This window comes from Mesorhizobium sp. AR07 (assembly GCF_024746815.1).
In the GTDB taxonomy this organism is placed as follows: Bacteria; Pseudomonadota; Alphaproteobacteria; order Rhizobiales; family Rhizobiaceae; genus Mesorhizobium.
The window spans coordinates 3239486-3263597 of sequence record NZ_CP080525.1 but is presented as its reverse complement, the minus strand read 5'-3'; the positions used below and the strand labels follow the sequence as shown (position 1 = coordinate 3263597).

Here is a 24112-nt window from a genome sequence, read left to right as displayed (position 1 = left end):
GCCGAAATCAAATCACTCCCCGCCCGGCGGGATCAGCCTGAAATCCGGCAGTTCGCGCAGACCCAGTTCCGGCCCAGCCGGCGAGTAGACGACGAAGAGCTGCATCGGCCCGTCGCCGGTGTTGAGCGTCGAGTGAAAACGGCTTTCCTGCACATAGATGGTGCAGCCGGGGCCGACCTTCTCGACAACCGGGTTGCCCTGTTCATCCTCGACCATCTGCTCGCCATGGCCTGAGATGACGAAGATGATTTCCTCGGCGCCTGGATGGTTGTGGCGCGTATGGCCCTTGCCGGACGGCAGGTCGACGACGCCACCGGAAAAGCGCGTCGCGCCATTCACTTCGGGCGCCACCGTCAGGGACAGTCTGCCCCAGTCGAAGCCGAAGGCGCTGACGTCCTTCGGATAGACAAACATTTTGCTCTTGTCGGTCATCTCTCATCATCCCTTCTTTTTCTTCGTGGTGTTCCCACCAAGTGTCACGGCCTTGAAATCCGCCGTCTGTCGGGCGATCGCCGCTTCCGCCGGCAGCCGTTCCATCGAGCTTGCGCCATAGAAGCCGTGCAGGCCCTTGCAGCGGTCGAGGATGTAACGGGCGTCGTCCGGCATCGAGATCGGCCCGCCATGGCAAAGCAGGATGACATCCTTGCGCACCGAACGGGCGGCGTTGGCGATGGCGTCGATTTCGACAACGCAGTCGTCGAGCGACTTGGCCGAGGTGGCGCCGATGGAGCCGCCGGTCGTCACGCCCATATGGGCGACGATTATGTCGGCGCCGGCTTTTGTCATGGCCCGCGCTTCGTCGGGATTGAAGACATAGGGCGTGGTCAACAGGTCGAGTTTGTGTGCCTCGGCGATCATGTCGACCTCGAGGCCGAAGCCCATGCCGGTCTCCTCGAAACTTTGCCGCATCTGGCCGTCGAACAGGCCGATGGTGGGAAAGTTCTGCACGCCGGAAAAGCCCATCGTCTTCAACTCGGCCAGGAGCAGCGGCATGATGACGAAAGGATCGGTGCCGTTGACGCCGGCCAGGACCGGCGTCTTCTTGACCACCGGCAGCACCTCGTAGGCCATTTCCTTGACGATCTCGTTGGCATTGCCATAGGCGAGCAGGCCGGCGGCCGAGCCGCGCCCGGCCATGCGGTAGCGGCCGGAATTGTAGATGATGATGAGGTCTATGCCGCCGGCCTCCTCAGCCTTAGCCGACAGGCCGGTGCCGGCGCCGCCGCCGACGATCGGCACACCCTTGTCGATCATTCCCCTGAATTTCTTCAGTATGTCCTTGCGCGGTATGGCGGGCATGTCTTCAATCTCTCACTGTCTGGCGATGTCGAGAAAAGCCGCAATCGCGGCCTTGGCGAATTCGGGGTCGTTGATGTGCAGCGGCAGGCGCGTCACGCGGCGCGTGCCGTTCGGCTTGATCGTGCGTTCGATGGCTTCGAACAGAACGGCGTCGGCCTCGGGATCGAAGAAGGCGCCGCCTTCGATGTCAAGCGCCGAGACCCCTCTTTCCGGAATGAGGACATGCACCGGCCCCTCGCAGAGGGCGAGCCTGGCGCCGATCCACTCACCGATCGCGCGGCATTCGTCAGCAGTGGTGCGCATCAGCGTCACGTTCGGATTGTGCTCATAGAACAGCCGACCGCGATAGCGGTCCGGAATGCTCGAAGGCGCCCAGAAATTGACCATGTCGAGCGCGCCGACCGAACCGACATAGGGCAGCCTGGTGCGGGCGATCGCGCCGAAACGATCCTTCGTCGCCGGCAGCACGCCGCCAAACAGAAGGTCGCAGACTTCGGTCGTGGTGATGTCGATGATCCCCGACAGCAGGCCGCTGTCGGCCAGCTTTTCCATGCTGCGGCCACCGGTGCCGGTGGCGTGGAAGACCATGCAGTCATATCTCGAGCGAAGCTGGTCGGCGATGGCGGTCACGCAAGGCGTGGTGACGCCGAACATGGTCAGCCCGATCGACGGCTTGCCGTCGGGCGCCGGTGCCGGCCTGGCTGCCATGCCCGATATCGCCTGGGCGGCATTGTGCAGGACGACGCGGGAAAGCCGGTTCAGCCCGGCCATGTCGGTCACCGATGGCATCATGACGATGTCGGAGACATCGACATAAGGTGCTGTGTCGCCGGAGGCCAGCGTCGAGACCATGATTTTCGGCAGGCCGAGCGGCAGCGCGCGCATGCCGGACGTGATGATCGACGTGCCGCCGCCGCCGCCAATGCCGATCATGGCGGCGATGTCGTTTCGCGATTGGGCAAAGCGGGCGAAGGCGACGCCCATGGCGGCAACAGCAGCGCCGCGGTCATTGCCACCGAGCACCGCGTCGCCACCGTCGGGGTGATGGCTGACCACCTCCTTCGAGGTGATGTCGACGGGGAAGGCTGCGCCGCGCGTTCCGACATCGACGCGGCAAACGATAGCACCGGTGGCCGCGATCGCATCGGCCAGGAAGGCGAGTTCCTCGCCCTTGGTGTCAGCGGTGCCCACCACATAGATGCGCTTCATTGGCGTGGCTCAAAGCAGGCACCGCGCAGGGCGTGACTTGGTGCTCTACGGCGCCCCCCTTTGTCCTGGCGGACATCTCCCCCACTTGGGGGGAGATCGGATTTCATTTCTGCTTTCGCCAATCGCCAGCGTTGCAGAAGAAGCGCCGAGGTTGGGGGCAGCCAATCTCCCCCCTCTTGGGGGAGATGTCCGGCAGGACAGAGGGGGGCGCCGTAGGGTGTCAGCGTAACCGCTCCATGGCAGACGAGGTCATTGCAAATTTTTGAGACGCGCGTATCGTATTGACATGGATGTCTCACGTCAACAATCCACAGCGGGTGACGACGCCGAACGGGGAGGCGGCGCGGTGGTCGAGCGTGGGCCGCGCGCGCGCACGAAACGACTGATGCTGGAGACGGCGACGAGGCTGATGCAGGCGGGCGTCACGCCTTCGGTCAGCGAGGTCGCCGAGGCGGCACAGGTTTCCCGCGCCACCGCCTATCGGTATTTCCCGAGCCAGGCCGCATTGGTGCAGGCTGTCGTCGACGAGGGGCTGGGGCCAATCCTGACCTGGCAATCGACGTCCGCCGATGCCGAGCGCCGGGTCGCCGACCTGTTCGACACGGCCCTGCCGCGCATCGAGGCCTTCGAGGCGACGTTCAAGGCAGCGCTGAAGCTGTCGCTCGATCAATGGGCGCGGCGCCAGGCTGGCACGCTGGGCGGCGAGCCGGCCTTCACGCGCGGCCACCGCATCGACTTGTTGAAGGCGGCGATCGCGCCGCTCAAGGGCCGCTTGCCGCCGCGCGAGTTCAAGCGGCTGGCGCAGGCGCTGTCGCTGATCTTCGGCGTCGAGGTGCTGATCGTGCTCAAGGATATTTGGGGCCTGGACAGCCGCGGGACGATGTCGGTCGCGCAATGGGCGGCCGCGGCGCTGGTGCGCGCTGCGGTCGCGGAATCGACCGGCGGAGCCGGCAACCTCGACCCGACGATGGCACAGAAATAGAAGCCATCTGGTTCGACCAGATTTGCATACCGACTATCAATATTAGCAGCGGTGAAGGATGCCGGACAACGGCCTCTCATATCACTGAGTAGGAAAATCATGGGAAAACAGGCAGATAAAGCCGGATTCCGATAGGCATGACTCCCCCGGACTGCCAAGAAAGGGCTTGACGCCGACACAAAATTGGTAATACCAGATCAGGGAAGAAAAGCGGATCGAACGTGAGGGCTGCGATCCATTTTCCGGCAGGGCGAGGAGGCCCGGAACCGGAAAGGTGCGATCACGGGAGGAACTACCAGGGCCGGCCCCGTTGCCGGCTCGCATGACACGGTAGAATGCGCACAAGGGAGGAAATCATTATGCGCAAGTTTGTGACCAGCTTGCTTGCTGGTATCGGTTTAACGCTCGCCTGCGGAACGTCCGTCTACGCGCAGGACAAGGAACTCACCATCTTCTGGGCGGAATGGGATCCGGCCAATTATCTTCAGGAACTCGTCAACGACTATACGGCCGAGACCGGCGTCAAGATTACGATCGAGACCACGCCGTGGCCCGATTTCCAGACCAAGACATTCGCTGAGCTGAACGCTCACGGCGATGCGTACGATCTGATCGTCGGTGACTCCCAGTGGCTTGGGGTCGGCTCTGAACAGGGGCACTGGGTTGATCTGACGGACTTCTTCAACAAACATAAACTCAAGGACGTTTTCCTGCCTGCAACGCTCGCCTATGGCGAGTATCCGCTGAAGAGCAATAAGTTCTGGGCGATTCCGCTCGAAGGCGACGTCAACGGCTGGTCCTACCGCAAAGACTGGTTCGAGGATCCGACCGAGAAAGCGAACTTCAAGGCCAAATACGGCTACGAGCTTGGCGTGCCGAAGGACCAGAAGGCGCTTCACGACATTGCCGAGTTCTTCACTCGACCCGACAAGAACCGCTACGGCGTCGCCCTCTATACCGACAATTCATACGATGCGGTCGCCATGGGAACCGAGCAGACGATCTTCGCCTACGGCGGCAGTCTCGGCGAGTATGACACCTATAAAATCAACGGCGTCGTGAATTCGAAGGAGTCGATCGCCGGCCTGCAAGCCTACCATGACCTCTTCAAGTTCACCCCGCCCGGCTGGAACAAATCCTTCTTCCTCGAGAACAATCAGGCGATTACCTCTGGGCTGGCGGCGATGAGCATGAATTTCTTCGCCTTCTTCCCCGCCCTCGCAAACCCGGCCACCAATCCGCACGCCGCGGATACGGGGTTCTTTGCCAATCCCCCCGGCCCGACAGGCGTCCATGTCGCCGCCCTGGGCGGGCAGGGCATTTCGGTCGTCTCCTACTCCAAGAAACAGGACGAGGCGATGAAGTTCCTCGAATGGTTCGTCAAGGACGAGACCCAGCTGAAGTGGGCGAAACTCGGCGGCTATACCTGTTCAAAGGCGGTGCTCGAATCCGCGGAATTCCAGAACGCGACGCCTTACAACAAGGCCTTCTATGACTCGATGAAGATCGTAAGGGATTTCTGGACACCGCCGGAATATGCCGAGTTGCTGACCCAGTTCAACGACAACGTCTATCCCTTCGTCGTCAACAACAAGGGGACGGCCGAGGAGGCCATGAACGGCGTCATCAAGGATTGGACCGCGACCTTCAAGAAATACAACCGCCCGGTTCACTAGGCCCATGCGCTCGTTTCGAGGGGAGGCGGCAGCCTTCTCTCGAAACTGCTCTGAGGGGATTTCTGGAGGAAGTTTTGGCAGTTTCGGTTCTGAATACGCTGGACCCGCAGTCGCGGGCCGCCGCCCGTGGCTGGAGTGATCTCACCATCCGCAATGTTTTCATCATTCCGACGGTCCTGTTTCTGATCGTCTTCAACATTTTCCCATTGATTTATTCGCTTGGGTATTCGTTCACCGACTTCGCGGCGAATCGCAACGTACCGTGGAGTTTCGTGGGTCTGCAAAACTACCGCGACCTGCTTGCCGATCAGCGCGTTTGGACCAACTTTGTCATCACCGCCAAATATGTGATCGTCTCGGTCGGTGGACAGATGATCATCGGCTTCGGGATCGCACTCCTGCTCAATCGCGATTTCCCCTTCAAGGGGGTGGTCACGACCTTGCTGTTGTTGCCAATGATGCTCTCGGCGGCGGTCGTGGGGCTGTTTTGGCAGCTCCTCTACAGCCCGTCCTGGGGGCCGATAAACTATATCCTCGGCCTGCGCAGTTTCGGCCTGCTGTCGGATGCCGACACTGCCCTCTATGCCGTGGCGATCACCGATATCTGGATGTGGTCCCCCTTCGTCATGCTGCTTTCGCTCGCCGGCCTCTCGGCAGTGCCGAAACATCTCTACGAGGCTGCCGCAATCGACCGGGCCGGTAGTTGGTACACCTTCACGCGCATCACGTTACCGCTGGTCGCGCCAATCCTGATGATTGCCCTCATTTTCCGAACCATGGAGGCCTTCAAGACGTTCGATCTTGCCTACGTCCTGAGCGTTCAGCCAACGACGGAGCTGATTGCGATCAAGCTTTACCGTCTCGCCTTCCAGCAATGGGATACCGGCAGATCGTCAGCGCTCGCCTACATCGTGCTAATCATGGTGCTGGCCATAACCAACATCTACGTGAAGTATCTCAACAAGGTGAAGGAGCGCTGAGATGGCCGCAGTTCGCACCAGCGGCGAGATAGCGTTCAACCGCATCGCCATTGTCGCGGTCCTGGTCGTGATGGTTATCTTTCTCGCGCCGATCTATTGGATAGCCTCGACCGCTTTCAAACCACGCGCGCTTGCCACCACAGTGCCGCCGACCGTACTGTTCCAGCCGGAGCTGACGCCGTTCGTCAAGTTGTTCACCAAGCGGGTGCAGCAGACCAAGCCGGTCGACCCCGAGACCTACGCCGCGGCGCCGTGGTGGGAGAAGGCGGTTTATGATGGCGGCGAGCGCATATTGAAAGTCGGCGACAGCCCGCAGTTGTCGCCCTACCCCGATCGTTTTGCGAACAGCCTGATCATTGCCATCAGCAGCACGCTGCTCGCCGTCGGCATGGGTACGCTCACGGCCTACGGTTTCTCCCGCTTCAAGGTTAAGGGGGAAGCGGACCTGCTCTTCTTCATCTTGTCGACGCGTATGTTACCACCGGTGGTGGTCGCGATTCCGATGTATCTGATGTATCGTGCTGTCGGGCTGAATGACACGCACATCGGTCTGATCATCCTCTACACCGCCTTCAACCTGTCCTTCTCCGTCTGGTTGATGAAGGGCTTCATCGACGAGATACCCAAGGAGTATGAGGAGGCAGCCCTCGTCGACGGCTACACGCGCATGCAGGCTTTCTTCAAGATCGTGCTGCCGGAAGCCGCCACCGGCATCGCCGCCACCGCCGTGTTCTGCTTTATCACCGCGTGGAACGAATATGCCTTCGCGCTGATCATGACCAACCGCCGCGCCCAGACGGCGCCGCCCTTCATCCCCAGCCAGGTCGGCTCAGGCCTTACCGATTGGACGGTGATCGCTGCTGGTACCTTCCTGTTCCTGCTGCCGGTCGCCATCTTCACCTTCCTGCTCCGCAATCATCTGTTGCGCGGAATGTCCTTCGGAGCGATCCGCAAATGAGCTTTCGCGCCATCAACCAGAAATATCTGGAGCCCGGCAGCCAGGTGCTGATGGTGCTCGGCATCGTCGCGCTCTGCCAGCCCTGGAACCTGCTGCTGCACACATACGGGCTGACCATCATCCTGATCGGCCTGATCGGCTTCAACATCACCTCCAAGATCGCGCCAGAGGAGAAGGCTGGCACCGGCCAGGTGCGAAATCCGGGAGCACAGCATTGACCCAGATCGAGCTTCGCGGCGTTCAGAAATTCTTCGGCGCCGTCCAGGTCATCAAGGACCTCAACCTCAAGATATCAGACAACGAGTTCATCGTGCTGCTTGGCCAGTCGGGCTGCGGCAAGACGACAACGTTGCGCGCCATTGCGGGGCTGGAGACGATCGACGAGGGCGACATCCTCATCGACGGCAAACCCATCCAGCACCTGAAGGCCGCCGACCGCGACATCGCCATGGTCTTCCAGTCGTTCTCGCTCTACCCGCATATGAGCGTCTACGAGAACATCGCCTTTCCCTTGCGCGCTACGCGCAAGAGCAAGGCGGAGATCGACAGCGAGGTGCGCTCGGTCGCCCAGACACTGCAGATCATCGAACTGCTCGGCAAGAAGCCGTCGGCGCTTTCGGGCGGCGACATGCAGCGCGTCGCCATCGGTCGGGCGCTGGTGCGGCGGCCGAAGGCGATGCTGATGGACGAGCCGATCGGCGCGCTCGACGCCAAGCTGCGCGAAGAGATGCGGGCCGAAATCAAGCGGCTGCACATCAAGCAGGGCTCGACCACCATCTATGTCACGCATGACCAGATCGAGGCGATGAGTCTCGCCGACCGCATCGTCATCATGCATGAAGGCGTGCTGCAGCAGGTCGGCTCGCCGGACGAGGTCTATTCGCGCCCGGCCAATCTGTTCGTCGCGCAGTTCGTCGGCAGCCCGGTGATGAACGTCGCCGACGCGGCGGTCACCGACACGGCCTCCTCGGTTTCGGTGACGGTCGGCGGGGCTGCTGCCGGCTTCGAATTTCCGCGCACGCTGCTGTCGAAGCTCAACGGCCATGCCGGCGGCCAGCTGGCGCTCGGCATCCGACCGGAAGGCGTCCTCATTCGCCGCGACGCAGCCGAAGGGTTCCTGCCGGTCGAGACGCAGATCGTCGAGCCGCTCGGCTCTTTCGACATCGTCGACCTCAAGGTCGGCTCCAAGATGCTGCGCGCCCGCACCAAGAGCGGCTTCGTCGCAGGGCCCGGCGAGAAGGTGTTCGCCAGGATCGATCCGGCCCAGGCGCATTTCTTCGACAAGGCAAGCGGCAAGTCGCTTGATGTGAGACTCTGATGGCCCATATCCAGCTGAAAAACATATCGAAGACATTCGGCAACCACACTGCCTTGACCGGGCTCGATCTCGACATCGCCGATGGCGAGTTCTTTGTGCTGCTCGGCGAGACAGGCGCCGGCAAGACGACGGCTCTGCGGCTGATCGCAGGGCTGGAAAAGCCCAGCGAAGGCCAGGTCTTCATCGACGGGGTCGACGTTGCCGACTGGGGTGCGGCCGAGCGCGACGTGGCGCTGGTGCTGCAGCAATATTCGCTCTATCCGCGCTACACGGTGCGGGAAAATCTCGAATTCCCGCTGAAGCCGAAGATCCGCCGGCTGCCCGATGCCGAGATCAAGGACCGTGTCGACCGCGCCGCCCGCACGCTCAGGATCGAGCACCTGCTCGACCGCAAGACCGATCGCCTGTCAGGCGGCGAGATGCAGCGCGTCTCGATCGGCCGCGCCATCGTACGCAAGCCGCGCGTGTTCCTGATGGACGAGCCGCTGTCGGCGCTCGACGCCAAACTGCGCGAGGCGCTGCGCACGGAACTCAAGAACCTGCAGATACAGCTCGGCGCCACCTTCCTGTTCGTCACCCACGACCAGATCGAAGCGATGTCGATGGGCGACAAGGTCGGCGTGCTCAACCATGGCCGCATCGTCCAGACCGGCACTCCGCACGAAATCTACAACAATCCGCGCGATACCTATGTGGCGAGCTTCGTCGGCTCGCCGCCGATGAACCTCATCGACGGCACGCTCGTGAACGGCCGCGCGGTGATGGCGCCGCTGAACTTCGAACTGCCTTTTTCAGGGGGAGCCAAGGCTTTTGGGGGGCTAAAGGCGAGTGCGGCGACCGATGGTCGCCCGCTCGTCTTCGGCATTCGTCCCGAGGATGTCTATCTCGAGAGTGGCGCGCCGGTCGAGGCGCGTGTCCACGACGTCGAGAACCACGGCGTCGAAAAGATCCTGACGCTGCGCATCGGCGACACCATGCTGCGCGCCACTGTGCCGGCGAGGACCGATGTCGCCATCGAGCAGCCGGTGCGCTTTGCCTGGAACCCGGACAAGGTGGTGCTGTTCGACAAGGGCAGCGGCGTGAGCCTGAGGCACGCGGGCTGAGCGCGGCTACCCTCCGCCCAAAGCGCGCTCGTCAAGGGCGCCGAGGGTGGAGTCCTTGACGATGGATACCGTTGCGGCCGGGTGCTCGACAAGCCACCAGCGATGCGCCATAGCTCTCCTTGCTTTGATGTTCCGCCAGCCTGGCAAGGGGATAGCGCATGGTCAATGCAATCACGCCCGAAGAGGCGGCCGACCGCCTCGCGATCCGGAACCTGATAGACGCCTATGCCCATTGCGCCGATCGACGGGACGCCAAGGGACAAATGGCGCTCTTCGCGCAAGACACGGTATTTCATGTGTTCATGGATAGCAGGTCTGCCGAACCGACCTATGTCCTTCACGGCCGCGACGCTCTCGCGCCTGTTTTCGCCGACCTGAACCAGTATCAGGCGACCACGCATTTCAACGGCCAGAGCACGATTCACCTCGACGGCGACCGGGCGAGCGGGGAGAGTTACTGCATCGCGCATCACCTGACAGTGAAGGGTGAGAAGCGAACGCTGATGCTGGCGTCGATCCGCTATCTCGACCAATTCATGAAGGTGAAGGGCGCCTGGCTTTTTGCCGAACGCAAATTGATGGTCGACTGGACGGAGACACGCAACTCGCAACCATAAGCGGCGCCATCTGCCGGGCCCTTAGCAATCACCGGCCGACATGGCTCAGCTGGCCTGGCGGATATCGGTCTGTTCCTCGGCGCGCAGGTGGCTAGGCGCCGAGCCGATGACGCGCTTGAAGGCGCGGCTGAAGGCTGCATCCGATTCATAGCCGAGACGCGCGGCAACGACGGAGATCTTCATCCGGTCGCGAACCAGCCACTGTCTTGCCTGGTGCATTCTGACCTGGGTGACATATTTTGCCGGCGTTTCTCCAACGATGGTGGCGAAACGCTCGGCAAATCCCGATCGCGAGGCGCCCATCATCCTGGCCAGCGTCTCGACCGTCCAGTCGTGGTGCGGCTCGAGGTGGATGGCGGCCAGCACCCGGCCGATCTCGCGGTCCCTGACCGCCGCGATCCAGCCGGATGAGTCGCCGCAGCCACGTTCGACCCATGAGCGGATGACCGTGGCGGCCAGCACATCGGCAAGCCGCGCCAGAATGCCGCCCGAGCCGACGCGCTCCATCGTCACTTCGCGCGCCATCGCGTCCAGCAGATGCGGAATGCCCGGCTCATAGGCTTCCAGTTCATGCGTGCGCATCACATCCGGCATCATGCCGAGCAGGGGATGCAGGCCATCGAGGTTGAAGTACATGCTGGCGCAAAACAGCAGCGTTCCCGGCTGGCAGTCCTTGCCGCACATCTCTTCATTCGACGTGCAGTAGACGTCCTTGCAGACCTCTTCGAGCTCGTAGCCGTGAATCGGCCAGGCCTCGGCGCCGGGTTCGCTGGCCAGGACATGGGCGGCACCGCGCGGCAACAGCACCGCATCCCCGGCATTCAGTTCCACCCATTCGCCCGAGGGCTGCTTCAGCCAGCAGCCTCTACGGCCGATGAAATGAAACCGCGCCCCGGGATGAGCCGGGAACTGGATACCCCAGGGCTCCTTCATTTCGCAGCGGCCATACTCGACGCCATCGAGACGCAGGCCGCGCAAGATGTCGGTGAGCGGATCGCCTGTGATCGGGATTTTGGACGAATGGTCAAACATAATGGGGTTTCTAGCATGGAAACTCCAGGCGGTCACTCCCTATGTTGCGTTGCAGCCAAATGCTGCGCTGCAAACAAACCGGAGACCGGCCACATAGCCAAGCCGCGGCGGCAAGGCATGTAACGGGTGGAGCCCGCAGTCGGTCAATCCCTATGTGGCGCTGCAAACAGATCGGAGACTGACCATGGCCGAACCCGCGACAGGCGTCATCGACGCCACACTTCTGAACCCTGCGGACTCCGATGAACGAGCCGAACCGGCATGGGGCGCCGTGGTCTCGCTTGCGCTTGGGGTGTTTGGCCTGGTGACGGCGGAGTTCCTTCCGGCCAGCCTGCTGACGCCGATGGCGCGCGATCTCGGCGTCAGCGAGGGCGTGGCGGGGCAAGCGGTGACGGCAACCGCGATCGTCGCGGCGATCGCCGCACCCACCATGGCCATCATCACCAGGCGCATGGACCGCAGGCTGGTGATGTGGATGCTGACGATATTCCTGATTCTGTCCAACCTTCTGGCCACCTTTGCCTCATCGCTCCCCGTGCTTCTCCTTGCCCGCGTCGTGCTCGGCGTCGCACTGGGTGGCTTCTGGGCGATGTCGGCAGCCATGGCGTTGCGGTTGGTTCCGATGCGCCTGATGCCGCGCGCCATGTCGATCATCCTGACCGGCGTTTCACTGGCCACCGTCACGGCCGCTCCTGTCGGCGCCTATGTCGGCGACGTCTGGGGCTGGCGCACGGCGTTCATGATCGCGACAGTCGTCGCCGCACTGGCGCTGCTGGTGCAGGTGGCCACCATTCCGAAGTTGCCGCCTGTCGGTGTGGCGAGCTTCCGCACGCTGCTCGATGTGCTGGAGCGACCGATGATCAGGATATCGCTGCTCGTCGTGCTGCTGGTCGCATCGGGACACTTTGCCGGCTTCACCTATGTCCGCCCCTTCCTCGAGAAGGTCCCGGTGCTCGACATCGAAACGATCTCGCTGGTGCTGCTGGCCTATGGCATAGGCGGCTTCTTCGGCAATGTCGTTGGCGGCATACTGGCCGAACGCAACCTCAAGGCAGCCGTCGCGCTGGCGCCCTTGTTGATCGCGCTGGCGGCCGCCTCGATGCTGGTCTTCGGCGCCTCGCCGATGATCGCCGCCACTGCGGTTGCGGTCTGGGGCTTTGCCTTTGGCGCGGTGCCGGTTGGGTTGCAGAGCTGGCTGGTGCGGGCAGCACCGGATCAAGCCGAAAGCGCCGGCGGGCTGATGGTTGCGACGTTCCAGGTGGCGATTGCGCTGGGCGCCGTCTTTGGCGGCCTGCTGGTCGATCATGCCGGCGTGGCCAGCGCCTTCGCCTATTGCGGCACGGCGACATTGCTGGCGGCCATCGTGGTGTTCCTGCGCGGCCCGAAGCAGGCCGAGTAGCCTCTTCCATCGGCTGACACAAACAAGCAATCCCAGACGCCATGCCCCGGCCCGAGAACCATCACGGTTTTCGGGCCGATGCCGTCGTGATGGCAGCGACAAACGAACCTTGTCAATGCAGCCGATGCGATGGGCTGGCGACGGACTCAGGCTGAACGCCCGTCGAAGTTGAAGACCGGCAAGGTGGAAGGATCGAGATCGACGACACAGTGGAGATTGATGTAGGCGCTGCGTTCACCGCCTTCGCGGACGTCTTCCGCGAAAGGATGGATTCCGCAGCTGCGGCAGAAGCGGTGCGCGATGGCATGGTTGCCGAATGTGTAGGTTCCGAGATCATCGCCCCAGGCCAGAACCTGCAAGGTTTCGTGCGGGATGGCGCACAACAGGGCGCCCTTGCGCGAGCAGATCGAGCAATTGCACCGTACGGAGCCAGTCAGCTCGGCTTCGAATTCGAAGGCGACCTTGCCGCAGTGACAGCTGCCTGTGTAGAGCATCGCGTTCTTCCTCGCAGTCGACAGGGTGCAAAACCGCCTGCGCCGGGTTAAGTCTCGGCAAGCCATCGCTGGCCACTACCCCTTAAGACGTTCAAGGCGTCCGGAGTCCGACACCGAAATGCAGTCAGTCCGCGATCATCTGGAAAAAAACATCCTTGCGCGCATCGCCGCCCGCGCCGGTGACGAGCGCGTGTTCACCAAGCTTTATACCGAGGCCGCGCGGGCCGCGGCTGACGCCAGCGATGCCCGCAAGCGGGCAGGCGTGACGCTGGGACCGCTCGACGGCACCATTGTCTCGATCAAGGATCTGTTCGATGTCGCCGGGGAGCCGACCACGGCCGGCTCGCTTATGCTCAGGAACGCCGCACCGGCAACACGCGACGCCGCCATTGTCCACCGGTTGCGGCAGGCCGGCGCGGTCATCATCGGCAAGACCAACATGACCGAATTCGCCTTCACCGCGATCGGCGACAACCAGCATTATGGCACGCCCGGCAATGCGATCGATGCCAGCCGCATCCCGGGCGGCTCGTCTTCGGGTGCAGGCGTATCAGTGGGCGAGGGGACGAGCGAAATATCGATCGGTTCCGATACCGGAGGTTCGATACGCATTCCGGCATCGCTCAACGGCGTTGTCGGCTTCAAGCCGACCGCGCGGCGCGTGCCGCTGACCGGTGCTTTCCCGTTGTCAGGCACACTGGACTCGATCGGTCCGCTTGCCCGAACCGTTGCCCAGTGCGCCGCCGCCGATGCCGTGACGGCCAGCGAGGAGCCGACCGCGCTGGCGCCGATTGCCCTTGCAGGGGTTCGCATAGGCATCCCGCAGGGTGTTCTATTCGGAGACACAGAAGGCGAGGTCGCGGCAGCGTTCGAGCACTGTCTCGGCAAGGCCAAACTGGCAGGCGCGGGGGTCGCGGATCTGTCGATAGACGATTTGCTCGCCGACATGCGTTCGGCCACCAAGCGTGGTTCGATCGCGGCAATGGAAGGGGCCGAAATCCATGCAGACTGGCTGGCGACAGGGGCACCGGTGCCGGTCGACCCACACGTCAGCGGACCCTTGTCGCGGGCAGCAATGCTGCCGACCCCGGTCTACATCAGGGCAATGCGCCGTCGCGCCGCGCTCGCCGCCGCCATGGACGAGCGGCTGGCATCGGTCGATGTGCTGGCCCTGCCGACCACGCCGGTAACGGCGCCGACCACCGTTTCGATGGCAGAAGATGCCGAGTTGCGTGATCGCATCGAGGGCCTGCTGCTGCGCAACACGCAGGTCGCCAACCAGTTCGACCTTTGTGCGATCTCGCTGCCGATGCCGGGCATGGTGCGGCCGGCAGGATTGATGCTGGTGGCGCGCAATGGCCATGACCACCATCTGCTGCGGATCGCGGCTGAAGTAGAGCGGCTGCTTGGTCCGTGACCCCTGTGACTATCAGTGGGACGAACAGTGCTTGCGTTCGCTGTCCTTGGCGGTGCGCACGATGCGGGTCGCGATGAGCCACTGCAGGCTGTAGTCCTTGCCGGTGATGGTCTGGGTGCGGTGCTCGATCGATCCCCTGACAACGATCTTTCCGGCATAAAGCGCGTCTGAAAGATCGGTTATCGCCTTGTCGGCCTGCGGCAATCCGCTGCTGTCGATCGACACGCCCGTGATGATCGTGCCGGTGGCGAGGTCGAGCGCGCTGTTCGACGAGCAAGGCTGTTTGAAGCAACGCAGCCCGTTGTCGCAATAGACATAGCTGCTCTCGGCCGCGGCAAAAGCCGGCATGGCACAGATCGACGCGGCGATAGTGGTTAGAAATGCGAGGCGAAGATCGGACATGGGTTCAGCGTCGCGGAGAATTGGGGCGAAACCGCGATGCGCTATCTCTTTGTTTTTGACGCAATTCCGCTAGGGAAAGCGCTACGCGCTTTTCCCGGGAAAACCGTGTCACACTTCTCCTGGAATTGCTCTAGATGCCGGCCGGAAATCGCCGCCGGTAGTGATCGATCACTTCTGGATTGCGCAGGTTGACCGGCAGTTTGTTGGCCAGCACCAGCAACGCTTCCCCCGCCGCACCGACGCCCATGCGCATCATCGATTCCTCGGTGATCCCAGCCATATGCGGGGTGATGACGACATTGTCGAAGCTGAAATAGGGGTGATTTGGCGGCAGCGGCTGCGTTGAAAACACGTCGAGCGCGGCACCGCCGATACGGCGTTTGCGCAAAGCCTCGATCAGGGCGTCGTCATCAATGACCGGTCCGCGCGACACGTTGATCAGCAGCGCATGCGGCTTCATGCGGGCGATCCTCTCGCGGTTGATCAGGCCGCGCGTCTCCGGCGTCAGCGGGCAGCACAGAACGATGATGTCGCTCTGTTCGACCAGCGCGTCGATCGACAGGAAGCCGACCTTGTCCGGCGCCGGCTGCATGCTGCGTGTCGTTGCCACTACCTTCAGGTCGAAGCCGTATGCGGCGATATGGCCGACCGCCTGGCCAACGGCGCCAAGGCCGACAATGCCGATCGTCTTGCCGGCAAGCTCGCTGTTGGCGTTGGCGTGCTCGCGGCCGGCGAGCCAGCCTTTCGCCCGCAAGTCACGGTCGACGACCCGGAAGCGGCGAAGCAGGGCAAGAGCCGCGAACATGACGTGTTCGGCAACCGAGCGGGCATTGACCGCCGGGACATTCGCCACCAGCACGCCGGCGGCGAATGCTGCTTCCATCGGGATCATGTCGAGCCCGGCGCCATGGCGGATCGCTGCCCTCAACTTCGCGGCACCCTCGAAAAGCTGCGGCGGCAGTGGCGCGCGTACGATGACGATGTCGGCGTTTCTCGCCTCGGCGGCCAGCATGCCCGGATCGATGGCGGAGGCGACGACGAGTTCGCCGGCGCCGGCCAGCATGGTCGAGGCGCGCGGGTGCAGGGGATGCGTGGTGAGGATGCGGGCCATCTCGGTCAGGCTCTTTCAAGCGCCGGGCTTTGGGGTTCCTGGCCGCGGCCCTCGATCAGGCCCTTCCAGTAGCTCTCCGCGCCCTGCAGATGAGCGCTCATCAGCGCCTGGGCGAGATTGCCGTCGCGGCGCAGCAGCGCTTCATAGATCTGGATGTGGTCGGCATGCGAGCGCACGCTGCGCTCGGGGTCGTTGAAATAGATCGGCAGGCGCTGTTCGCCCATCATGTAGTAGACGCTGCAGACATTGTGGAAGACGCTGTTCTTGGTCGCGCGCACGATCTCGAGGTGGAATTCGCGATCCTCCTTGGCCAGGCCTTCGCCAGCCGCGATGCGGTCTTCCGACGCCTTCAGGATTTCGCGCAGGCGCTCGAAATTCTCCTCGGTGGCGCGCGAACAGGCAAGTTCGGCCGCCTTGATCTCATGGATCTTGCGCAGTTCGACCGTCTCATAGATCTGGATCGGATCGAGCGGCAGGCCGGCGCGCGCGAACAGGGCCATTGCCTCGACGCTGGCCTGCTTGGTGTCGATGTAGATGCCGGACTTGGCCCGGCGCTCGACGATGCGCATGGCTTCGAGGATGGCGAGCGCCTCGCGGATCTGGCCGCGGCTGACGCCGAAATGCTCCGCCAGTTCACGTTCCGACGGCGTTCGGCCGGTCTCCTTGTCCGAATGGGAGAAGAGATAGGCGGCGAGTTCCGCGAGAAGGTTCTTTTCTTTCATCGTCAATCGCGTTGCGCGTGCGCCTCCAGAAACCGCTCCGAAATGGTGAATCCCAGACCCGGTCTTTCCGGGATCGCTATCATACCGTCCTTTGCTTCGACAGTCTCTTCGATCAGATCATGGATCATCGGGTTGGCGCCGAGCGAATATTCGACGGTGAAACTCGATGGCGAGGCGGCGCAGACATGCAGCCCGGCGAAGAAGCAGGGAGCGCCGGCCCACAGATGCGGCGCAAAACGCAGATTGAAGGCGCTGGCAATGGTGCCGATTTTCATCGCCTCGCTGATGCCGCCGCAGAAGGCCGGATCCGGCTGGAAGATGTCGGCTGCCTTGAGCACGGCGAGATCGCGGAAAGCGTAGCGCGTCGCTTCGCTTTCGCCGGTCGCGATCGGGACGGCGCCTGATGCCCTCACTTCGGCCATCCCCGGTTTGTCATCGGCGATAACAGGCTCCTCGAACCAGGCGAGATCCAGATCGCCGACGAGGTGGATGAAGCGCTTGGCTTCGGCCACCGTGTAGGTGCCGTGGGCGTCGACCATCAATTCGACATCGGGGCCGAGCGCTTGCCGTGCGGCACGGACGCGGGCGGCGGAAACGTGGGCTGCGCCATCCATGGCGCCGACGCGCATCTTCAGCGCCTTGAAGCCGCCTCTGGCGATATAGGACTTCAACTGCTCGCCGATGGCGTCGGCGGACGCCCAGCCGCCGGACGCGTAGGCCGGCATGCGGTCGAGCTTGCGGCCGCCGAGGAGCCGCCAGACAGGAACGCCAAGCGATTTGCCCAAAATATCCCAGAGCGCGATGTCGACGGCGCTGATGGCGGCTATGCTCACGCCGCGCCGCGCCAGTTGCGGCATGGCGTGGCCGGCGCGGGCGGCGCTGTCATGGCGCACGCCGTTGTAGAGCATCTCCCAGATGACACCGATATCGGCCGGATCGCGACCGATCAATTGCGGGCCGACCTCATGGTTCAGCATATGGACAAGCGCGCCATAGCTGCCGGCGCTGCCGGCGGCGTTCTTGCCCTCGCCCCAGCCGACCAACCCGTCATCGGTCTCGATGCGCAGGATGGCGGCGTCAAAGGTCGTCACCTGGCCGAAGTCGCTGCGGTGCTGCCGTGCGGCTTCGATCGGAACGCGGACCCACCAGGCTTGGACCGTCTTGATGCGCATATTAATCCCCGGCCCTGCCGCCGGTCAGGGCGGAAGGGCAAATTTCCCAACAGGCAGTCGACTACTTGATCAGCGGCAACAGCGTTTCGGCGGTGATGCGCATCTGGTCGGTGTAAAATTTCTCCGTCAGCACGCTGGAGCCGTGATCCTGGATGAACTTCAGCTGCTCGGGCGAGATGTCGACCGGGTGGCGCTCGACCATGTCGGGGTAGGGTGCGGCCGGCGTGCGGTCGACCGGGGCGACGAACTCGTTGGTCAGCGCGCCGTCGTAGCCGACCTCCTTCAGCGTCGCGACGATCCTCGGCCAGTCGATCTGGCCAAGGCCGGCGGCAAAGCGGTTGTTGTCGGCGACATGGAAGTCGAACAGCCGCTTGCCGATCTGGCGGATCGCGTCGTGGACGTTAAATTCCTCCATGTGGATGTGATAGGCGTCGAGGCAGACGCCGCATTCGGGGCTGACCGCGTCAGCCAGTGCCAGCGCCTGGGCGCCGCGATTGAACAGATAGGTTTCGAAGCGATTGAGCGGCTCGACGGCGATCTTGACGCCGACTTTCTTGGCGTGGGTGAAGCATTCGCGGGTGGCGTCGACAACCCACTTCCATTCCTCTTCCTCGGTGCCGTCGGGCACCACCTTGCCGACGGTTGCCGGAACCAGCGTGATGATCTCGCCATCGAGTTCGCTGACCATGGTCAGCACGTCCTTGACATACTGCACGGAGCGCTCGCGCTGGCCCTGGTTCTTGGCGGCGAGGTTGCGCTCGCCCAACATCAGCGTCACCGCGCCCCAGCAGCGGATGCCATGCTCCTTCAGCAAGGCCCGCGTCTCCTTGGTCTTGTACTGCTCGGGCTCGCCGGAAATCTCGATCGACTCATAGCCGAATTTCTTGATGCGCTTGAGCGTCGTCTCCAACGGCTCCGCGCGCATCCAGTTGTGCGTCGAAAGATGCATGGTCTGTCCTTCCCAAATTCGTCTTTGTGGTTCGCCTTATGGCTCGCCTGCGACTTGCATCGCCAAAAGGCGACGCAAAGGTCCCCCCCCAAGGCATCCCCAGCCTTTTCCTGCAAACTGGTTCGACCAATTGGGCCTTAAGCGAGGTCTACAGCAAATTCTTCTGGACGGCAAGAAGCGCGGCAATGCAACTTTTTGTGTAAGTTACACCATTGATTATATTGAGATATAGCTCTCTCTTTCGTGTGCTTGGAGAGCCTGGATGGCGCATCGCGAGGCTTGACCAAATTTCCATATTTGGTAATACCAGAATGACGGCGCGCGCAATCGCGCGGTGTGAAAAAGACCAAAGTGGCTGGCCCTGCTTCCAATCGGCGCTATGCTCGGTCGCGAGAAAAATGAGGGAGGATGCCGATGCCGACGACAATGAAGGGCCCTGGACTGTTTCTGGCGCAGTTCGCGGGCGACGCCGCGCCGTTCAATTCACTGGCCTCGATCACCAAATGGGTGGCCGGGCTCGGCTACAAGGGCGTCCAGATCCCGACCTGGGATGCGCGGTTGTTCGATCTCAAGAAGGCGGCTTCTTCCAAGGCCTATTGCGACGAGGTGAAAGGCATCTGCGCCGATGCCGGCGTCGAGATCACCGAACTGTCGACGCATCTGCAAGGGCAATTGGTGGCGGTGCATCCGGCCTATGACGCGCAGTTCGACGGCTTTGCGCCGGCTTCGGTGCACAACAATCCAAAGGCGCGGCAGAAATGGGCGGTCGAACAGATGAAGTTCGGCGCCAAGGCGTCGCGCAATCTCGGGCTGGACGCCTCGGTGACCTTCTCCGGAGCGTTAGCCTTCCCTTACCTATATCCCTGGCCGCAGCGGCCGGCCGGGTTGATCGAGGAAGCGTTTTCCGAACTCGGCAAGCGCTGGAAGCCGATCCTCGATGTCTATGAGGACAATGGCGTCGATGTCGGCTACGAGATTCATCCCGGCGAGGATGTGTTCGACGGCGCCACCTTCGAGATGTTACTCGACGCGGTCGGCGGCCACAAGCGCTGCAACATCAATTACGACCCGTCGCACTTTCTCCTGCAGCAGCTCGATTATCTCGACTTCATCGACATCTATCACGAGCGCATCAAGGCGTTCCACGTCAAGGACGCCGAGTTCAACCCGACCGGCCGGCAAGGCGTCTATTCCGGCTATCAGAGCTGGACCAACCGCGCCGGCCGCTTCCGCTCGCTCGGCGACGGACAGGTGGATTTCGGCGGCATCTTTTCCAAGCTGACGCAATACAACTATGATTCCTGGGCGGTTCTGGAATGGGAATGCTGCCTGAAGCATCCCGAAGATGGCGCGGCGGAGGGCGCGCCCTTCATCCAGCACCACATCATCCGGGTGACGGAAAAGGCATTCGACGACTTCGCCGGCGGCGCCACCGACAAGAAAGTGCTGCGCGGCATGATGGGAATTTAACACTGCTTCCCCTCCCCCTTGAGGGGAGGGTGGCCCGTAGGGCCGGGTGGGGTCGGTTCATGCCGAACATCCACCTCAACGACCCCACCCGATCCGCTGCGCGGATCGACCTCCCCTCAAGGGGGAGGTAGGCAACGGCGAGGAGAAAAACATGGTCGGCGCATCGAAGTCGGAAACGGGAGGCGGCCCGATCCGCTACGGCATGGTCGGCGGCGGGCAGGGTGCCTTCATCGGCGCGGTGCACCGGATCGCGGCGCGCATGGACAATGATTTCGTGCTGGTCGCCGGCGCGCTGTCATCGGATCCCGCACGCGCAAAAGCCTCGGCCGAGGAGCTCGGGCTCGACCCGGCGCGCAGCTACGGCTCTTATGCCGAGATGGCCAAGGCCGAGGCCAAGCGGCCCGACGGTATCGAGGCGGTGGCCATCGTCACGCCCAACAATGTCCACGTGCCGGCAGCTAAGGCTTTCCTCGAGGCTGGCATCCACGTCATCTGCGACAAGCCGCTGGCAACGACGCTGGCCGAGGCGAAGAAGCTGGCGGCGATAGTCGAGAAGACCGGCAGGGTGTTCGTGCTCACCCACAACTACACCGCCTATCCGATGGTGCGGCAGGCGCGCGAGATGGTGGCCAAGGGCGTACTCGGCGACATCCGCATCGTGCAGTCGGAATATCCGCAGGACTGGCTGACCGAGGATCTCGCCGCCACCGGCCAGAAACAGGCGGCTTGGCGCTCCGACCCCAAGCAGGCGGGCGCCGGTGGTGCGCTGGGTGACATCGGCACCCATGCCTACAACCTCGCGCGCTTCGTCTCCGGGCTGGAGCTTGATTCCCTGTCGGCCGATCTCGATGCTTTCGTGCCGGGGAGGCTGCTCGACGACAATGTCAACGTCATGCTGCGCTTCAAGCCAGCCGGCAAGACGCACCCGGCCAAGGGCATGATCTGGGCAAGCCAGGTGGCGCCGGGCCATGAGAACGGGCTGAAGCTGCGCATCTACGGCTCCAAGGGCGGTCTGGAATGGGTGCAGGCCGACCCGAACTATCTCTGGTACACGCCGTTCGGTCAGCCCAAGCAATTGATCACCCGTAATGGCGCCGGCGCACTGCCGGTGGCGGGCCGTGTCAGCCGCGTGCCGTCCGGCCACCCCGAGGGCTATCTCGAAGGCTTCGCCAACATCTACCAGGAGGCGGCGCGCGCCATCCGCGCGGCACGCAAGAAGGGCGGCAAGCCAGGCAAGGATGTCGTCTTCCCGACCATTCAGGATGGCGTCGAGGGCATGGCCTTCATCGAGGCCTGCGTGAAGTCGTCGAAGAAGAACGGGGCGTGGACGAAACTGTAGCTTCGACCGGCGAGGGGAATTCACGGGGGAGGGGCGTCGATGAAAATCGGCATGTGCATGTTCTTGTGGACGACGGCGGTGTCGAAGAAACACGAGCCGCTGCTCCGCGACATCAAGGCGACCGGCTTCGATGGCGTCGAGATACCGATCTTCGCCGGCACGGCCGACGACTACCAGAAATTGGGTGAGCTGCTCGACCGCATCGGGCTCGAGCGCACCGCCGTGTCGGCGATGGGCGATCCGGCGATGAACCTGATCTCGGTCGACGCCGCGACCCGCAAGGCCGGCATCGACTACATGAAATGGGCTATCGACTGCGCCCATGCGCTCGGTGCCAGCACGCTGAGCGGGCCGCTGCATTCGACGCTTGGCGCCTTTTCCGGCACCGGACCGACGGCGGCCGAGAAGAAGCGCTCGGTCGCTTCGCAGCGCGCCATCGGCGACCATGCCGGCAAGAAGAACGTCACCATCGGGCTGGAAGCGCTCAACCGCTTCGAATGCTATCTCGTCAACACGATGGCGGATCTGTCGGAGCATGTCGATGTCATCGACCGGCCACACATCAAGGCGATGTACGACACCTTCCATGCCAACATCGAGGAGGCCGACCCGATCGGCGCCTATACAAAGCACCGCGGGAATGTCGTCCATATCCACATCTCGGAGAATGATCGCGGCGTGCCGGGGCGTGGCAACATTCCGTGGACGGAAACATTTTCGGCCATCCGCAAGAGCGGCTATGACGACTGGCTGACGATCGAGGCGTTCGGGCGTTCGCTCAAGGACCTGGCGGCGGCGACCAAGGTGTGGCGCGATTTTTCCGAAACCCCGGAAGCTGTTTATCGCGAGGGATACAAGCATATCAGGAATGGGTGGAAGAAAGCGGCGTAGGGGCCGATGGCGCCGCCCAACCGCTAACCTGCGAGCTCACCGGCAGTACCGAACGAGACGAGGTTGGCGTTCCTTCGCGCCCCCCTCTGGCCTGCCGGCCATCTCCCCCTCAAGGGGGGAGATCGGCAGCTTCGCTGTCCCGCCGACCTCTGGCAAGTTCCACATCGCGAACTGATCAACCCTGCTGCGCTTGGATCCTGTTGTAGTCGTGGATGGTGCGGCTCAGCCGGCGGCGCAGGAAATTGGAGAGGTTGTCGAAGATGAAGACGACAAGCAGGATCAGCAGCACCATGTAGAAGACGTTGGCCCAATTGGAATTGGTGCGCATCGCTTCCCACAATTTCAGGCCGATGCCGCCTGCGCCGACGGCGCCGATGATGGTGGCGCCGCGGGTGTTGGATTCCCACTGGTAGAGCGTCTGGCTGATGAAGACCGGAATCACTTCAGGCATCACGCCATAGCGCTGCACCAGCAAACCGTTGGCGCCGGTCGACTTGATGCCCTCGCGCGGTTTGTCGTCGATGTTCTCGAGACTTTCCGAATAGGTTTTGCCCAGCGTGCCGATCTCGGTGAAGAAGATCGCGGCACTGCCGGCCAGCGGGCCGGGGCCGAAGGCGCGGGTGAAGAACAGCGCCCAGATCAGCATGTCGACCGAACGCATGAAGTCGAAGAAACGCTTGAGCACTTGGCTGAGCAGGCCGTTCGGCGTGATGTTGCGTGCGGCGAAGAAGGCAAGCGGGAAGGCGACGATGCCACCGAGCAGCGTGCCGAGAAAGGCCATGACAATGGTCTGCAACAACTTCGTCCAGACGTCGCCGTGCTGCCACTGGGCGTTGTTCCAGATATTGTTCCCCGCCAGCGCGAGGTTCGAGGTGCCCGGCTTGAGTTCGGGCCCGGACACGATCAGCGAGATCACTTCACGGGCCGACTTGCCGAAGAAGGGCGAGCGGGTGTCGAAGACGAAATTCGCCCAGCCGAGGAAGCGCTTGCGGACCTTGACGCGGTCGACGGTGACGCGCACTTCGCCGACAAAGCCCATCTTGGCGACGACCTCGTCGTCATGCACGGTCAGCCAGTCGGGCACCGGACCAGTTACCACCGGCTTGCCGCTGGTCAGCGACACCGGCACCGTCTGCCCGTAGGCGACAATCGTGGCATAGGTCTTGTCGAAAGTGACTGACTTGGCCTGGCCGTCAATCTGCACGGTGAAAGAGCCGTCGGAATTCTTGATCACCCAGTCTGGATTTGGGTTCTCGCCAAGCGCGGAAAAGCGTGGGTATTTCGGCGTGATCTCGGGCTGGTCGAGGCGGAACTCGGGCTGCAGATCATAACTGACCCACTGCGACAGGAAGAGTGGCAGGCGCTCCCAGTGGGATTCCCGCAGCACTTGCGGCAGGTTGAAGAACCACAAGGCGTAGATGAGATAAAGCAGGATGCCGGCGAACAGGAACAGCGGGGCGAAGCGCCTGTACAGCGGCCGCTGGAACACTTGCGGGTAGCGCTCCTCGATCGACCGGATTTCGTCTGCGGTCATCGTCGCCATGATCACGAGCCTGATCCATGCCGATAGAA

24 protein-coding genes are annotated in these 24112 nt (G+C 62.8%); 13 read left to right on the top strand and 11 right to left on the bottom strand.

The genetic code is table 11. From position 1 onward, the window contains the following. Positions 1-12 precede the first annotated feature (12 nt). From BPNPMPFG_RS16555 to BPNPMPFG_RS16545, 3 genes are read right to left on the bottom strand one after another with little or no spacing between them, the layout of a single operon-like run. Positions 13-432 (bottom strand): cupin domain-containing protein, encoded by a 420-nt coding sequence (locus tag BPNPMPFG_RS16555; protein ID WP_258596582.1) that lies wholly within the window; start codon positions 430-432, stop codon positions 13-15. Positions 433-438: 6 nt separating this feature from the next. Further along, positions 439-1299: a phosphoenolpyruvate hydrolase family protein gene (locus BPNPMPFG_RS16550; RefSeq protein WP_258596581.1), complete on the bottom strand. Its 861-nt coding sequence runs from the start codon at positions 1297-1299 to the stop codon at positions 439-441. Positions 1300-1311: 12 nt separating this feature from the next. Then, positions 1312-2508 carry a Tm-1-like ATP-binding domain-containing protein gene (locus BPNPMPFG_RS16545; RefSeq protein WP_258596580.1) on the bottom strand — a complete coding sequence of 399 codons (1197 nt, stop codon included), beginning with the start codon at positions 2506-2508 and terminating at the stop codon, positions 1312-1314. Between the two features lie 286 nt (positions 2509-2794). On the opposite strand from BPNPMPFG_RS16545, the gene BPNPMPFG_RS16540 reads away from it, so the two are divergent. The 8 genes from BPNPMPFG_RS16540 to BPNPMPFG_RS16505 all read left to right on the top strand — a co-directional run bounded on the left by BPNPMPFG_RS16540 (position 2795) and on the right by BPNPMPFG_RS16505 (position 10142). Next, a complete protein-coding gene (locus BPNPMPFG_RS16540; RefSeq protein WP_258596579.1) occupies positions 2795-3490 on the top strand; it encodes a TetR/AcrR family transcriptional regulator in 696 nt (231 codons plus the stop codon). Between the two features lie 359 nt (positions 3491-3849). Continuing rightward, positions 3850-5166, top strand: a complete 1317-nt coding sequence (locus BPNPMPFG_RS16535) for an ABC transporter substrate-binding protein (protein ID WP_258596577.1) — start codon at positions 3850-3852, stop codon at positions 5164-5166. 74 nt (positions 5167-5240) lie between these two features. Continuing rightward, complete coding sequence (locus BPNPMPFG_RS16530) at positions 5241-6146, top strand: carbohydrate ABC transporter permease (RefSeq protein WP_258596783.1); 906 nt, start codon at positions 5241-5243, stop codon at positions 6144-6146. Between the two features lies 1 nt (position 6147). After that, entirely contained in the window at positions 6148-7104 is a 957-nt protein-coding gene (locus BPNPMPFG_RS16525; RefSeq protein WP_258596576.1) for a carbohydrate ABC transporter permease, read from the top strand. Continuing rightward, positions 7101-7322, top strand: coding sequence for a hypothetical protein (locus tag BPNPMPFG_RS16520; protein WP_258596575.1), 222 nt, complete (start codon positions 7101-7103; stop codon positions 7320-7322). Before BPNPMPFG_RS16525 ends, BPNPMPFG_RS16520 begins: the two co-directional genes overlap by 4 nt. Then, positions 7319-8422, top strand: a complete 1104-nt coding sequence (locus BPNPMPFG_RS16515; protein WP_258596573.1) for an ABC transporter ATP-binding protein — start codon at positions 7319-7321, stop codon at positions 8420-8422. Before BPNPMPFG_RS16520 ends, BPNPMPFG_RS16515 begins: the two co-directional genes overlap by 4 nt. After that, entirely contained in the window at positions 8422-9525 is a 1104-nt protein-coding gene (locus tag BPNPMPFG_RS16510; protein ID WP_258596571.1) for an ABC transporter ATP-binding protein, read from the top strand. The genes BPNPMPFG_RS16515 and BPNPMPFG_RS16510 overlap by 1 nt, the downstream gene beginning before the upstream one ends. Positions 9526-9683: 158 nt before the next feature. Further along, on the top strand, positions 9684-10142 hold the full coding sequence (locus tag BPNPMPFG_RS16505; protein WP_258596570.1) for a nuclear transport factor 2 family protein: 459 nt from the start codon (positions 9684-9686) through the stop codon (positions 10140-10142). A gap of 45 nt (positions 10143-10187) precedes the next feature. Here BPNPMPFG_RS16505 and BPNPMPFG_RS16500 read toward each other — a convergent pair whose 3' ends face one another. Then, complete coding sequence (locus tag BPNPMPFG_RS16500) at positions 10188-11174, bottom strand: AraC family transcriptional regulator (protein ID WP_258596569.1); 987 nt, start codon at positions 11172-11174, stop codon at positions 10188-10190. 184 nt (positions 11175-11358) lie between these two features. On the opposite strand from BPNPMPFG_RS16500, the gene BPNPMPFG_RS16495 reads away from it, so the two are divergent. After that, positions 11359-12573: an MFS transporter gene (locus tag BPNPMPFG_RS16495; protein ID WP_258596568.1), complete on the top strand. Its 1215-nt coding sequence runs from the start codon at positions 11359-11361 to the stop codon at positions 12571-12573. Positions 12574-12719: 146 nt separating this feature from the next. On the opposite strand, the gene BPNPMPFG_RS16490 is transcribed toward BPNPMPFG_RS16495, so the two are convergent. Next, a complete protein-coding gene (locus tag BPNPMPFG_RS16490) occupies positions 12720-13067 on the bottom strand; it encodes a GFA family protein (RefSeq protein WP_258596567.1) in 348 nt (115 codons plus the stop codon). Between the two features lie 118 nt (positions 13068-13185). Here BPNPMPFG_RS16490 and BPNPMPFG_RS16485 point away from each other — a divergent pair, with 118 nt between their 5' ends. After that, on the top strand, positions 13186-14484 hold the full coding sequence (locus tag BPNPMPFG_RS16485; protein ID WP_258596566.1) for an amidase: 1299 nt from the start codon (positions 13186-13188) through the stop codon (positions 14482-14484). A 12-nt stretch (positions 14485-14496) separates the two neighbouring features. Here BPNPMPFG_RS16485 and BPNPMPFG_RS16480 read toward each other — a convergent pair whose 3' ends face one another. From BPNPMPFG_RS16480 to BPNPMPFG_RS16460, 5 genes are all read right to left on the bottom strand, one after another. After that, positions 14497-14886, bottom strand: coding sequence for a hypothetical protein (locus BPNPMPFG_RS16480; protein ID WP_258596565.1), 390 nt, complete (start codon positions 14884-14886; stop codon positions 14497-14499). A 130-nt stretch (positions 14887-15016) separates the two neighbouring features. Further along, entirely contained in the window at positions 15017-15997 is a 981-nt protein-coding gene (locus BPNPMPFG_RS16475) for a hydroxyacid dehydrogenase (RefSeq protein ID WP_258596564.1), read from the bottom strand. 5 nt (positions 15998-16002) lie between these two features. Further along, positions 16003-16719, bottom strand: coding sequence for a FadR/GntR family transcriptional regulator (locus BPNPMPFG_RS16470; protein WP_258596563.1), 717 nt, complete (start codon positions 16717-16719; stop codon positions 16003-16005). Between the two features lie 2 nt (positions 16720-16721). Next, on the bottom strand, positions 16722-17891 hold the full coding sequence (locus BPNPMPFG_RS16465) for a mandelate racemase/muconate lactonizing enzyme family protein (protein WP_258596562.1): 1170 nt from the start codon (positions 17889-17891) through the stop codon (positions 16722-16724). Between the two features lie 61 nt (positions 17892-17952). Beyond that, a complete protein-coding gene (locus BPNPMPFG_RS16460; RefSeq protein ID WP_258596561.1) occupies positions 17953-18840 on the bottom strand; it encodes a sugar phosphate isomerase/epimerase family protein in 888 nt (295 codons plus the stop codon). A gap of 414 nt (positions 18841-19254) precedes the next feature. On the opposite strand from BPNPMPFG_RS16460, the gene BPNPMPFG_RS16455 reads away from it, so the two are divergent. From BPNPMPFG_RS16455 to BPNPMPFG_RS16445, 3 genes are all read left to right on the top strand, one after another. Continuing rightward, complete coding sequence (locus BPNPMPFG_RS16455; protein ID WP_258596560.1) at positions 19255-20310, top strand: sugar phosphate isomerase/epimerase family protein; 1056 nt, start codon at positions 19255-19257, stop codon at positions 20308-20310. 151 nt (positions 20311-20461) lie between these two features. Further along, positions 20462-21649: a Gfo/Idh/MocA family protein gene (locus BPNPMPFG_RS16450; protein WP_258596559.1), complete on the top strand. Its 1188-nt coding sequence runs from the start codon at positions 20462-20464 to the stop codon at positions 21647-21649. Positions 21650-21688: 39 nt separating this feature from the next. Continuing rightward, entirely contained in the window at positions 21689-22540 is an 852-nt protein-coding gene (locus BPNPMPFG_RS16445) for a sugar phosphate isomerase/epimerase family protein (RefSeq protein ID WP_258596558.1), read from the top strand. Between the two features lie 175 nt (positions 22541-22715). On the opposite strand, the gene phnE is transcribed toward BPNPMPFG_RS16445, so the two are convergent. Beyond that, on the bottom strand, positions 22716-24083 hold the full coding sequence (phnE, locus tag BPNPMPFG_RS16440; protein WP_258596557.1) for a phosphonate ABC transporter, permease protein PhnE: 1368 nt from the start codon (positions 24081-24083) through the stop codon (positions 22716-22718). Between the last annotated feature and the right edge of the window lie 29 nt (positions 24084-24112).

Excerpts from the sequence above, each read along its gene's own strand:
- BPNPMPFG_RS16555 (WP_258596582.1), bottom strand. The coding sequence starts at position 432 with ATGACCGACAAGAGCAAAATGTTTGTCTATCCGAAGGACGTCAGCGCC.
- BPNPMPFG_RS16550 (WP_258596581.1), bottom strand. The coding sequence starts at position 1,299 with ATGCCCGCCATACCGCGCAAGGACATACTGAAGAAATTCAGGGGAATG.
- BPNPMPFG_RS16545 (WP_258596580.1), bottom strand. The coding sequence starts at position 2,508 with ATGAAGCGCATCTATGTGGTGGGCACCGCTGACACCAAGGGCGAGGAA.
- BPNPMPFG_RS16540 (WP_258596579.1), top strand. The coding sequence starts at position 2,795 with ATGGATGTCTCACGTCAACAATCCACAGCGGGTGACGACGCCGAACGG.
- BPNPMPFG_RS16535 (WP_258596577.1), top strand. The coding sequence starts at position 3,850 with ATGCGCAAGTTTGTGACCAGCTTGCTTGCTGGTATCGGTTTAACGCTC.
- BPNPMPFG_RS16525 (WP_258596576.1), top strand. The coding sequence starts at position 6,148 with ATGGCCGCAGTTCGCACCAGCGGCGAGATAGCGTTCAACCGCATCGCC.
- BPNPMPFG_RS16520 (WP_258596575.1), top strand. The coding sequence starts at position 7,101 with ATGAGCTTTCGCGCCATCAACCAGAAATATCTGGAGCCCGGCAGCCAG.
- BPNPMPFG_RS16510 (WP_258596571.1), top strand. The coding sequence starts at position 8,422 with ATGGCCCATATCCAGCTGAAAAACATATCGAAGACATTCGGCAACCAC.
- BPNPMPFG_RS16505 (WP_258596570.1), top strand. The coding sequence starts at position 9,684 with ATGGTCAATGCAATCACGCCCGAAGAGGCGGCCGACCGCCTCGCGATC.
- BPNPMPFG_RS16500 (WP_258596569.1), bottom strand. The coding sequence starts at position 11,174 with ATGTTTGACCATTCGTCCAAAATCCCGATCACAGGCGATCCGCTCACC.
- BPNPMPFG_RS16495 (WP_258596568.1), top strand. The coding sequence starts at position 11,359 with ATGGCCGAACCCGCGACAGGCGTCATCGACGCCACACTTCTGAACCCT.
- BPNPMPFG_RS16490 (WP_258596567.1), bottom strand. The coding sequence starts at position 13,067 with ATGCTCTACACAGGCAGCTGTCACTGCGGCAAGGTCGCCTTCGAATTC.
- BPNPMPFG_RS16485 (WP_258596566.1), top strand. The coding sequence starts at position 13,186 with ATGCAGTCAGTCCGCGATCATCTGGAAAAAAACATCCTTGCGCGCATC.
- BPNPMPFG_RS16480 (WP_258596565.1), bottom strand. The coding sequence starts at position 14,886 with ATGTCCGATCTTCGCCTCGCATTTCTAACCACTATCGCCGCGTCGATC.
- BPNPMPFG_RS16475 (WP_258596564.1), bottom strand. The coding sequence starts at position 15,997 with ATGGCCCGCATCCTCACCACGCATCCCCTGCACCCGCGCGCCTCGACC.
- BPNPMPFG_RS16470 (WP_258596563.1), bottom strand. The coding sequence starts at position 16,719 with ATGAAAGAAAAGAACCTTCTCGCGGAACTCGCCGCCTATCTCTTCTCC.
- BPNPMPFG_RS16465 (WP_258596562.1), bottom strand. The coding sequence starts at position 17,891 with ATGCGCATCAAGACGGTCCAAGCCTGGTGGGTCCGCGTTCCGATCGAA.
- BPNPMPFG_RS16460 (WP_258596561.1), bottom strand. The coding sequence starts at position 18,840 with ATGCATCTTTCGACGCACAACTGGATGCGCGCGGAGCCGTTGGAGACG.
- BPNPMPFG_RS16455 (WP_258596560.1), top strand. The coding sequence starts at position 19,255 with ATGCCGACGACAATGAAGGGCCCTGGACTGTTTCTGGCGCAGTTCGCG.
- BPNPMPFG_RS16450 (WP_258596559.1), top strand. The coding sequence starts at position 20,462 with ATGGTCGGCGCATCGAAGTCGGAAACGGGAGGCGGCCCGATCCGCTAC.
- BPNPMPFG_RS16445 (WP_258596558.1), top strand. The coding sequence starts at position 21,689 with ATGAAAATCGGCATGTGCATGTTCTTGTGGACGACGGCGGTGTCGAAG.
- phnE (WP_258596557.1), bottom strand. The coding sequence starts at position 24,083 with ATGGCGACGATGACCGCAGACGAAATCCGGTCGATCGAGGAGCGCTAC.